The following is a 10,587-nucleotide window of genomic DNA, read 5'->3' on the forward strand; positions in this document are numbered from 1 at the left end:
GATAAATAATATCTAATTATATTTAGATAAACACACACTGAGGGAAAATAAAAAGAGGGTGAAATTGCTTCGTTCCTCGCAATGACTTTAAAATGAAAAAAGGAAAATTAATCGTATTCTCAGCACCGTCAGGATCAGGGAAGACCACCATAGTTAGGCATTTATTAAGCAAAGAAGATTTGAATCTGGAGTTTTCTATTTCGGCAGCCTCCCGCGAGCCAAGAGGCGAAGAGGTAAATGGAAAAGATTATTATTTCATGTCTACCGAAGACTTTAAAAAACACATCAAGAACGAAGATTTTTTGGAATGGGAAGAAGTGTATCGTGATAATTTCTACGGAACCCTAAAAAGTGAAGTGGAACGCATCTGGTCCATAGGTAAAAATGTAATTTTTGATATTGATGTCTCTGGTGGATTGCGCATCAAGCATAAATTTCCGGAAGAAACTTTAGCTGTTTTCGTGAAACCACCAAGCGTAGATGAACTAAAAAGAAGATTAAAGGAACGTTCTACCGAAAGTGATGACAAAATCAATATGCGCATCGCTAAAGCTTCTGTTGAATTGGCTACAGCGCCACAATTTGATGTGATTATAAAAAACTACGATTTAAATATTGCTTTGGAAGAAGCATATCAATTGGTAAAGAATTATGTAAACAAGTGAAATAGTGAATAGTGAGAAGTGAAAGGCTTCTTCTCACAATTCATTATTCACGACTCACTAAAATAAAATGAAAATAGGACTTTATTTCGGAACGTTTAATCCCATTCATATTGGACATCTTATCATTGCCAATCACATGGCCGAGCACGCAGATATAGACCAAGTATGGATGGTGGTTACGCCACACAATCCTTTGAAGAAAAAAAATACTTTGCTCGAAGATTATCATCGGTTGCAAATGGTGCATCTTGCCACCGAGGATTATCTAAAAATCAAACCTTCTGATATTGAGTTTAAATTGTCACAGCCCAATTATACAATAAATACCTTAGTTCACTTGCAGGAAAAATATCCCAATTACGAGTTTTCGTTAATCATGGGCGAAGACAATTTAAGGTCGTTGTACAAATGGAAAAACTACGAAGCTATTCTGGCGCATCACGAGATTTATGTGTATCCTAGACTCGAAAACAAAGACCAAACAGGCGAAGCCATTTCTTCGGAAGCAGAAAATACAACTTTCAATAATCACCCAAAAACCCACCTGATTGATGCTCCGGTTGTCGAAATATCGTCATCATTTATTCGGGATAATATTAAAAAAGGGAAAAATGTGCAACCTTTATTGCCTGCAAAAGTTTGGGAATGTATTGATCATAACAACTTTTATAAGAAGTAATTACGCCAGAATTATTTTTAATTCCAATTGAATATTCTCAAAAACAGGACTCAAATTATCGTTTTTACCGGATAATACAAACACATCCGTACTTGGCATTTGCTTGCTGTTCCACAACAATTGGATTTTCTTCTCTGCTATTAAATTTTTTGCGTTTATATCCCAAACAACTGCTATTCCGGTATTTTTCGAAATTATTTCCAGCATTTCATACTCCGAGGGAATGATATAATTGGAAATCATTGAGGGCCTTTTTTTATTAAAAACATATAGCCAAAACAACTTTATATGCGGAATCTGTGCATTGTGGCTGAACCACTTTTGGTCATTCAGCCAAAATTCGGTTGCCGTGAAATCTTTTATTTTGATATTGGACTTTAATTTGGAAGCATCGATCGTATTAGACCCAATAAGGATTTGTTTAATTTTTCCAACTTTTTTCTGAATCGTATCAAACGTGTCATATTGTTTGGTCACAATTGCAAAATCCAGTTTTTTAGAATCCACCAATTCAAAAAGCGTGTCGTTTTCATGAAAGCTGAAATCGATATATTCAAATTTCGCTATCAAACAACTTCCCACGCTGCGCATCAAGTGTTTCGAAATGCCAATTGAAATTAATCTGTTGGCATTGAATGCTTTGGCGCGAAAACCATTCTCCACATTTTCCAGTCGGTCTAATGCTTCGATAATTAAATTATTGAGTAACTTAGCATATTCCGTTGGTTCCACACCTTTCGACTTTCGATTGAAAAGTTTGTATCCTACATGCGCTTCCAACATTGATATTTGTTGACTTACGGCAGGTTGACTGATAAATAATTCCTTGGCCGCCAACGAAAAATTACCGTTTTTATAAACCGATTTAAACGTTCGGTACCATTCGAGATTAACCATGATATAAATATATTTATCACAAACATAATTTAAATTATTTTTACAAATAACATATTCGCCCTAAATTTGTAAAAACAAAATAAGAAATGAAGAAAGTTGCATTTTTTGCCGTTATAGCATTAACAGTAAGTTGCATTACAGCAACTGCACAAAATAAAAAAAGTATGAAAAAAGTATTATTTGTTGTTACGAGTCACGATAAACTGGGTAACACGGGAGAAAAAACAGGATTTTGGACGGAAGAGCTTGCTGCACCATATTATGAATTAGCAGATAAAGGAGTTGTTATTGATATTGCTACCCCGTTAGGAGGACAACCACCTATAGATCCAAAAAGTGAAGATCCATCTGCAGCAACTGAAGATACTAAACGATTTGATGCTGATACCGAGTTATTGGCAAAACTAAAAAACACACATAAATTAGCCGATGTAAAAGAGTCGGATTATGATGCCGTTTTTTATCCAGGAGGTCACGGACCGTTATGGGATCTGGCTACGGATGAAAACTCAAGCGCTTTGATTGAAGCTTTTTACACGAATAATAAACCTGTCGCTTTTGTATGTCATTCACCAGCGGTGTTGAAAAACGTAAAAGTAAATGGGGATTTTTTGGTAAAAGGAAAAAAAGTAACCGGATTTTCTAATACGGAAGAGGAAGCTGTTGGTTTGACTGACGTAGTTCCATTTTTACTAGAAGATGCATTGCAGGCAAATGGCGCAACGTATTCAAAAGTGTCCGACTGGCAACCTTATGCCGTTGAAGATGGATTACTGATTACAGGACAAAACCCAGCTTCGTCTAAATTGGTTGCAGAAAAATTATTAAATCAATTGAATTTAAAAAAATAAAAACATGTTAAACTTCGAATTATACAATCCTACTAATTTAATTTTTGGAAAAGGACAAATTGAAAAACTTTCGACTTTAGTGCCACAGGGCGCAAAAATTCTTTTGGCTTATGGAGGCGGAAGTATTTTTAAAAATGGAATCCATGAACAGGTAGTTAATGCTTTAAAAGATTTTGAAATCGCAGAATTTTCTGGAATCGAGCCAAATCCACATTTTGAAACATTGATGAAAGCCGTAACCATTATTAAGGAACAAAACATCGATTTTATCCTTGCCGTAGGTGGGGGATCTGTAATTGACGGGGTAAAATTCATTTCGGCTGCCGTTAACTTTGAAGGAAACCCTATTGATATTCTTCAAAAACAAGTATTAACTAAAGATGTATCTAAAACAATTGCTTTTGGAACAGTTTTAACGTTACCAGCAACAGGAAGTGAAATGAATTCTGGCGGTGTAATTACCATTGAATCTACACAAGAAAAATTATCATTTGGAGGTAGCGCCTTGTTTCCAAAATTTTCTATTTGCGATCCAACCGTCATTGAATCTTTACCTAAAAGACAATTGCAAAACGGAGTTGTTGATGCCTATACCCATGTTTTGGAACAATATTTAACTTATCCACATGAAGGATATCTTCAAGATAGAATTGCCGAAAGTATTTTACAGACCTTGATTCAAGTTGGTCCTGATGTTGTTGAGAATCCTAAAGATTATGCTTTGGCTTCTAACTTTATGTGGAGTTGTACGATGGCTCTAAATGGATTAATCCAAAAAGGTGTCCCTTCAGATTGGGCTACGCACATGATTGGTCATGAATTAACCGCTTTGTACGGAATTGATCATGCCAGAACATTGGCGGTTGTAGGTCCAAATTTATACCGAGTAATGTTTGAAACCAAAAAAGGAAAATTGGCACAATACGGAAAGCGTATTTTCAATTTGACGGGAACCGAAGATGAAATAGCAAACGAAGCGATCAATAAAACAGTCGAATTTTTCCATACAATGGGAATGGAGACTAAATTATCGGATTACACCAAAGACTATGATAAAACGGCTGATTTTATAGTAGAACGTTTCAAAGAAAGAGGCTGGTTAGGATTGGGCGAAAAAGAAAATATTACTTTAGAAAAAGTAAAGTCAATTGTTGAAATGAGTTATTAGTGCAACAACTTATTCCTACTTAAGGCAGTTTAAATAAAAAGGCGTTCTCATTTTGTATGGGAACGCCTTTTAAAATTCAAATATATAACTAACTAATTCAATTCTATTTTTTTTGTTAAAATAGTAACTATAATAAAGCACTAACGGGATTAATGTATTTATATTGTGTTTAAAGATTAAATGTTTTAAATTTAATTTAATATATTGTGACATTGCTGTTGAAAACCCTAGTAAACCCGAGATTTAAGGCGATGCTTTTGTGGCTTGATTCATAGTTTTTAAGTACTTTTGAGTAAATTCAATAAAAAATGACTGAAAACATAAAATTTGCAGTAATTGGTGGCGGTAGTTGGGCAACAGCCATAGCTAAAATGTTATGCGTAAATCTTACCGAAATTTCATGGTACATGCGCAATGATGCTGCTATAGAACACATCAAGACCTACAAACACAATCCAAATTACCTAAGCTCTGTTGAATTTGATACCCAAAAATTGAAGCTAACCAATGATATTAATGAAGCAGTAGCCTATGCGGACTACATTATCTTTGCTATTCCTTCCGCTTTTTTAGAGGGTGAATTAGAAAAATTGACTGTTTCGTTGAAAGATAAAATTATTTTTTCGGCTATAAAAGGGATTGTTCCTGAGACCAGTTTGATTGTAGGGGAACATTTTCATGTGAAATATGATATTCCTTATTATAATATTGGTGTAATCTCTGGTCCTTGTCACGCAGAAGAAGTGGCTATGGAACGGTTATCATATCTGACAATTGCTTGTGGCGACTCTGATAAGGCAAAAATTATTGCCGATACTCTCGCTGGAAATTATATTAAGACTAAAATTACGGATGATATTATAGGAACTGAATATGCTGCGATGTTAAAGAACATTTATGCCATTGCCGCAGGAATGGCCCATGGACTGGGTTATGGAGATAATTTCCAATCCGTATTGATGAGTAATGGGATTAGGGAAATGAAAAAATTCATCAAGAAAGTCCATAAAATGAAGCGCAACATCAATGATTCTGCTTATTTAGGCGATTTACTGGTTACAGGCTATTCCGTTTTTTCGAGAAACAGAATGTTTGGTAATATGATAGGTAAAGGCTACACGGTGAAATCAGCAATGATGGAAATGAGCATGGTTGCTGAAGGATATTACGCTACTAAAAGTGCTTATAAGCTAAATCAGGCTTATGGTGCCAAAACACCTATTATTGATGCCGTTTATGAGGTTTTATACGAAGGAAAAGATGCGAAAACCATATTTAAGAAACTGACAGACAAACTGGATTAATTCTGCTATATATTTAATAATCAAAACACAATCACTTCATGAGCGAAAGATGGAAATATCAAATTAAAACTGGCGGAATTTGGGGTGTATTTATGACAGTTTTCAATGTGTTATTCGACATTAAAGAAATCCCTTTTTCAGTGCAGGTTGCTACCCCTAATTTTTATATTCGAGCAGCTGCTTATGTTGGTGTAGGAATTTTTGTTCTAGGTTATTTTACATGGAAGTCCAAAGTTAAACAACAAAATCGCTAAATCATTTTTATGGGTAAAAGGTGGCGATTTCAGATTAAAAACGGGATGGTTTGGGGAGTTATTCTTTCTTTAAGCTTGCTCGTTTTTGACTTATTCGAACGCTCTTTTGAGGATGCTTTTTTCTCCAAAAGAAACCTGTTCCGAACGCTTTATTTCATCTTATTCGGAATATTTGTAATAGGATATTTAAATTGGAAGAAAAAAAATAAACGCGACAATAGTGCTGATTTATCTCACGATAACACCATCAATAAATAAAATAGGCACTTCTTCGACTGCTGATTCGCAGATGGATTGTGCTTTGAAAATGTATTTTTTATCGTATAGTTTGTCTCCGATAAAGAAAGTCAGCATGAATTCATTGTTGAGTGCTAAAACGCTTTTTTCAATCATTTCGATTTTCATTACTGAAACTGGCGGAACTGCTACAAAAGCGTGGCGCAAGAGGGATGTTTTTTTCATTTCACCGTTGATGGTTCCAAATGCCTTAGAAACAACCATGACGCTTTCGATTAAAAAGTCACTGTCATTTATTAAATAGGCGTACCATACTTTTTCCATGAAATCGTCGCTCCATTCTTGGACTGCAGCTAGGAATACGTTTTCTACTTCGGGGGTGATGATGTCGGATTTCATTTGATTGTTGAGTGATGATTACCGATTTTTGATTTCAGATTTAAACTTCTAAAATCAAAAATCAGTGCTCTTAAATTTTTATATACTTGATTTGAATTGTTCTAAGAAACGCACGTCATTTTCGTAGAACATACGGATATCGCCTATTTGATACAACAACATGGCAATTCTTTCGATTCCCATTCCAAAGGCAAAGCCGTTGTATTCCTCAGGATTGATGCCGCAATTTTTTAAAACGTTTGGATCCACCATTCCACAGCCCATGATCTCTAACCATCCGGTTCCTTTGGTTATTCTATAATCAGTTTCTGTTTTAAGTCCCCAATAAATATCAACTTCAGCGCTTGGCTCCGTAAAAGGAAAGTAGGAGGGACGCAGACGGATTTTTGATTTTCCGAACATCTCTTTGGTAAAATACAAAAGGGTTTGTTTTAAGTCGGCAAAAGAAACATCTTTGTCTATATAAAGCCCTTCCACTTGGTGAAAAATGCAGTGAGAACGAGAGGACACGGCTTCATTACGAAAAACTCTTCCCGGAGAAATGGTCCGAATTGGCGGTTTATTTTCTTCCATGTAACGTACCTGTACGGAAGACGTGTGTGTGCGCAACAAAATATCAGGGTTGGTTTGTATAAAAAATGTATCTTGCATGTCGCGTGCCGGATGGTATTCCGGGAGGTTCAATGCGGTAAAATTATGCCAGTCGTCTTCGATTTCAGGACCTTCGGAAACATTGAAACCAATATTTGAAAAGATATCAATAATTTGGTTCTTCACCAATGAAATAGGATGGCGGGAACCAATAGTTATTGGTTCAGCCGAACGCGTGAGATCCCCGTAAAAGCCGTTCGTTTCTTCTTTGTTTTCTAAAGCTTCCTGAAGGGTTTTTACTTTGTCTTCGGCAGATGTTTTGAGCAGGTTGATTACTTGTCCGAATTCCTTTTTTTGATCGTTAGGCACATTTTTGAATTCCGCAAAAAGGTCTTTTAAAAGCCCTTTGCTTCCTAAGAATTTAATTCGGAACGTTTCTAGTTCTGCTGGGTTTTGCGTTGAAAAAGCATTTGCTTCGCCAATATATTCTTTTATCTTATCTATCATTTTCATTCCAATAATTAATTATGCAAATTTAGTGATTTTTGTTGATAGGGACAAGTCACGACTGGTCCGTACAATAAATAATATCAATCAATAAGTTTCTTCTCCAGGAAATAATTCACAATGGCTTCTTTCATTAAAACGGATTGTTCTCCAGCTTTTAGCGGTGGTAATTCCTCTTTTACTTTGTAATGTGGCCAACCTTCCTCGTCAAAAAATTCAAATTCATAGAATCCATAAGGCTCTAATAACCTGCAAATCGCGATATGCATTAGGTTTAGTTTTTCGTCTTTCTTGTATTCGTTGTGTACTTTCCCGAGTTCTTGTACGCCAATTAGATAAATAATAGCGTCTAAATCTAAATCTTCTCCTTGAGAAAATTGATTGGAAAGTATATTTACGAGCTGTTCCCAGCGTTCTTTAAGTTGTGTGTCTCTTGACATTTTTGTTTAATTATGAATTATGTGTCATGAGTTATTAATTCATTTATCATAAAATTATTTCGCGCAAAGATAAGAACTTGAAAATTGACTATGGTAAAGAATAATTCTTTTATATTTGCTGTTTGATCGTTGCAAATTAATTAAGTATGGGATTTTTTGATATCATTTTGGGTGTATTGCTTGCTTTTGCTTTTTACAAAGGCCTTCAAAACGGTCTTTTTATGGAGTTAGCATCACTAATTTCACTACTGGCCGGTATTTATATTGCAGTACAATTTTCTTCCTATATGCGGGACATATTAGTGGGATTTGTCAAATGGAATCCTAATACCATTCAAGTAGTAGCTTTTGTTCTTACGTTCATTATTGTAGTTGTTGTGGTTTCAGGTTTAGGTAAATTACTGACAGGAGTAGCTGATTTTGCTTTTTTGGGCTGGTTGAATGCTTTGGGAGGTGGTTTTTTCAGGGTGCTGAAAACTGTTTTGATTCTGGGTATTGTTTTCGCGGTTTTCGAGAAGATTAACTACAACCATCTGTTGGCCAAAAAAGAGACACTGGATAATTCTCTTTTTTATAATCCAATCCAAAAAGCAGCGCGATTCATGTATCCTTCACTACAGGAATGGTATGGTAGTTTGAAAAAAAAGTAAGTAGTAATGCGTTTTTAGTCGCAGCCTCAAAAAACAGGGGTGAAATCTGGATCAGTTGCCTTTTAAATCTGTAATTTTTTGTTTAAGCTTTTCGATTTTGTCTTTAAAGCGCTCAATGAGTTTTTCAGAGCGTTCCTTTATAAAAGTTGCATTGACCGTGACAGCTGCATGTTGGTTTTTGTAACTGCTATTTTATTTTCAACTAGTCCCGATCTAATAATAATTGGATCGGGACTTTTAGTATTATAGGCTTGTCAATTTCTTTAAATCAGCAATTGTAGCTGTTGGGTTTTCTGCTTTAAAAACATAACTTCCAGCTACCAGAACATCAGCTCCGGCTTCTACAAGTTGTTTTGCGTTTTTGTTGGTAACACCACCATCAACTTCTATAAGTGTAGTCGCCCCTTTTTTATGGATTAAATCTTTTAATTTTTTAACTTTTACGTACGTATTTTCGATAAATGATTGTCGGCCAAAACCTGGATTTACACTCATGATGCAAACCAAATCAATGTCGTTGATTACATCTTCTAGCAAGTCAATATTTGTGTGTGGATTAATGGCGACTCCAGCTTTCATTCCTTCGGCTTTGATGGCTTGCAGTATTTTGGTTTATTGGACAGACAGCACGGCCAATATCGAACTCCTTTTTCTTTTGGATATCCATACCATAGGAATAGTTTTTATGATCTCTAGAACAAACCATCAGGACTTAACGTAACCTTACAGCCGTGTCAGGAACACTTCTTTTACAGTTTCATTGGCAGTAAAAGGCGATCACTTACAGATCCAGTTTTCTTATTTTGGAAAGTTTCAACAGGACGATGTCTTTAAGAACCATTTTTAGTAGAAAAAAATTACTCCACTACTATAAATTCTCCTTGAGCAACACTTTTACAAGGTAATTCATCTGCTTTGCATCCCAGGAATAGAGATATTGCCATTAGAATTCCAATAATTTTTAAACTTTTGTGTATTCTTTTCATAATCATTTTTCTTTTAATATTATATTAATAAGTTTCCATTCATTTCCTAGCGTAATAACATAAGAGTTTGGATTGAGATTATTGAATACTACCTCACCATTTGTAATTTGTTTGGTTGAAACGGTCTTGCCATTACTTGTCATTACTACCGGGGCTCCTTCTTGTTTAGAGACAACTTTTATTACACCATTTACATTGCAAACAGCATCTTTTTTATAGAACAAAGTAGGAGTGCTTATTTGATTTACATTAACTGTATAACTGCTAAGACTTGATTCATCTTCAGAAAGGACTTCGTATGTTATTGCAGAAGAAAAATTATCCATAATTTCCTGCGATTTTTGTACAATTCTGTTTTTTAACAGCTTTCCCCCTTTACTCAAAGTAAATACAGGCTTTAGGGTAGCTATATTGGAACTGTCATACAGGCTAATGATTACCTTCCCACCATTAATTACCGATGACAAACTTTTTATGTCCATAAAATTGAAAGACAGAATTTCAGACTTGTCGTTTAAAGCAGGTTCGGCAATGCTATAGGATTGAAATAAATTCCCTTTGTGCTCATTTACTCCAAATTTTACTTGCTTGCTTACAGCCGTTATTTTATTAGTGGTACTGTCGTATAACTGGAAGGATACAGCTTCATCTTGTGTATTTGAAAACACGGTGAGGTAAGCATAATAATTGGCTTCACTAGCAACATAGGTTAAACTACTGATTCCTCTGCAACTACTGCCGACAAATGCGGCAACTTTGTCATTTTTGCCAATTAACTGCTTCCCATCCACATTAAGTTTTGCCATAAAAGTCATGGTGTATTGATAGCCACTCTCATTCACTGACCAAGTGGGAACCTGCGCGAATAATGCTTGGACAGAAAGGAAAAATAGTATAAATAAAAATGTTGTTTTTTTCATGAAAAAGATATTTATTCCGGAAAAGAATTTCTTAAAATA

Annotated in this window: 13 protein-coding genes and 1 pseudogene; 7 read left to right on the forward strand and 7 right to left on the reverse strand. The window is 35.2% G+C overall.

Translation table 11 applies throughout. The features are described from left to right. Positions 1-92 precede the first annotated feature (92 nt). Together gmk and nadD are read left to right on the forward strand one after the other, a co-directional pair. Complete coding sequence (gene gmk / locus EKM00_RS09515; protein WP_126516012.1) at positions 93-665, forward strand: guanylate kinase; 573 nt, start codon at positions 93-95, stop codon at positions 663-665. Positions 666-732: 67 nt separating this feature from the next. Continuing rightward, positions 733-1,344 carry a nicotinate (nicotinamide) nucleotide adenylyltransferase gene (nadD, locus tag EKM00_RS09520; protein WP_126516013.1) on the forward strand — a complete coding sequence of 204 codons (612 nt, stop codon included), beginning with the start codon at positions 733-735 and terminating at the stop codon, positions 1,342-1,344. On the opposite strand, the gene EKM00_RS09525 is transcribed toward nadD, so the two are convergent. Then, a complete protein-coding gene (locus EKM00_RS09525; RefSeq protein WP_126516014.1) occupies positions 1,345-2,241 on the reverse strand; it encodes a LysR family transcriptional regulator in 897 nt (298 codons plus the stop codon). It lies immediately after the preceding gene. 86 nt (positions 2,242-2,327) lie between these two features. On the opposite strand from EKM00_RS09525, the gene EKM00_RS09530 reads away from it, so the two are divergent. The 4 genes from EKM00_RS09530 (at position 2,328) to EKM00_RS09545 (ending at position 5,818) form a co-directional block, all read left to right on the forward strand. Next, positions 2,328-3,092: a type 1 glutamine amidotransferase domain-containing protein gene (locus EKM00_RS09530; protein WP_199734632.1), complete on the forward strand. Its 765-nt coding sequence runs from the start codon at positions 2,328-2,330 to the stop codon at positions 3,090-3,092. A gap of 4 nt (positions 3,093-3,096) precedes the next feature. Continuing rightward, complete coding sequence (locus tag EKM00_RS09535) at positions 3,097-4,260, forward strand: iron-containing alcohol dehydrogenase (protein WP_126516015.1); 1,164 nt, start codon at positions 3,097-3,099, stop codon at positions 4,258-4,260. A 308-nt stretch (positions 4,261-4,568) separates the two neighbouring features. Next, the gene (locus EKM00_RS09540) at positions 4,569-5,564 is read left to right on the forward strand and encodes an NAD(P)H-dependent glycerol-3-phosphate dehydrogenase (RefSeq protein WP_126452769.1); all 996 of its coding nucleotides are present in this window, start codon (positions 4,569-4,571) and stop codon (positions 5,562-5,564) included. 38 nt (positions 5,565-5,602) lie between these two features. Continuing rightward, positions 5,603-5,818 (forward strand): hypothetical protein, encoded by a 216-nt coding sequence (locus tag EKM00_RS09545; protein WP_126452771.1) that lies wholly within the window; start codon positions 5,603-5,605, stop codon positions 5,816-5,818. A 228-nt stretch (positions 5,819-6,046) separates the two neighbouring features. Here the strand turns inward: EKM00_RS09545 and EKM00_RS09555 are convergent, their stop codons facing one another. The 3 genes from EKM00_RS09555 to EKM00_RS09565 form a co-directional block, all read right to left on the reverse strand. Beyond that, complete coding sequence (locus EKM00_RS09555; RefSeq protein WP_126452773.1) at positions 6,047-6,454, reverse strand: hypothetical protein; 408 nt, start codon at positions 6,452-6,454, stop codon at positions 6,047-6,049. A 78-nt stretch (positions 6,455-6,532) separates the two neighbouring features. Continuing rightward, on the reverse strand, positions 6,533-7,552 hold the full coding sequence (pheS, locus tag EKM00_RS09560; RefSeq protein ID WP_126452775.1) for a phenylalanine--tRNA ligase subunit alpha: 1,020 nt from the start codon (positions 7,550-7,552) through the stop codon (positions 6,533-6,535). 83 nt (positions 7,553-7,635) lie between these two features. Beyond that, entirely contained in the window at positions 7,636-7,992 is a 357-nt protein-coding gene (locus EKM00_RS09565; RefSeq protein ID WP_126452777.1) for a hypothetical protein, read from the reverse strand. 146 nt (positions 7,993-8,138) lie between these two features. On the opposite strand from EKM00_RS09565, the gene EKM00_RS09570 reads away from it, so the two are divergent. Continuing rightward, the gene (locus tag EKM00_RS09570) at positions 8,139-8,642 is read left to right on the forward strand and encodes a CvpA family protein (RefSeq protein ID WP_126452779.1); all 504 of its coding nucleotides are present in this window, start codon (positions 8,139-8,141) and stop codon (positions 8,640-8,642) included. Between the two features lie 243 nt (positions 8,643-8,885). On the opposite strand, the pseudogene EKM00_RS09575 reads toward EKM00_RS09570, so the two are convergent. From EKM00_RS09575 to EKM00_RS09580, 3 genes and pseudogenes are all read right to left on the reverse strand, one after another. Then, a pseudogene (locus EKM00_RS09575) lies at positions 8,886-9,251 on the reverse strand (ribulose-phosphate 3-epimerase); the annotation flags it as partial. 248 nt (positions 9,252-9,499) lie between these two features. Next, positions 9,500-9,628, reverse strand: a complete 129-nt coding sequence (locus EKM00_RS15090) for a hypothetical protein (RefSeq protein WP_255416275.1) — start codon at positions 9,626-9,628, stop codon at positions 9,500-9,502. 2 nt (positions 9,629-9,630) lie between these two features. Next, positions 9,631-10,548, reverse strand: a complete 918-nt coding sequence (locus EKM00_RS09580) for a hypothetical protein (RefSeq protein WP_126452781.1) — start codon at positions 10,546-10,548, stop codon at positions 9,631-9,633. Positions 10,549-10,587 lie beyond the last annotated feature (39 nt).

This window comes from Flavobacterium sp. RSP15 (genome assembly GCF_003968755.1).
GTDB lineage: Bacteria > Bacteroidota > Bacteroidia > Flavobacteriales > Flavobacteriaceae > Flavobacterium.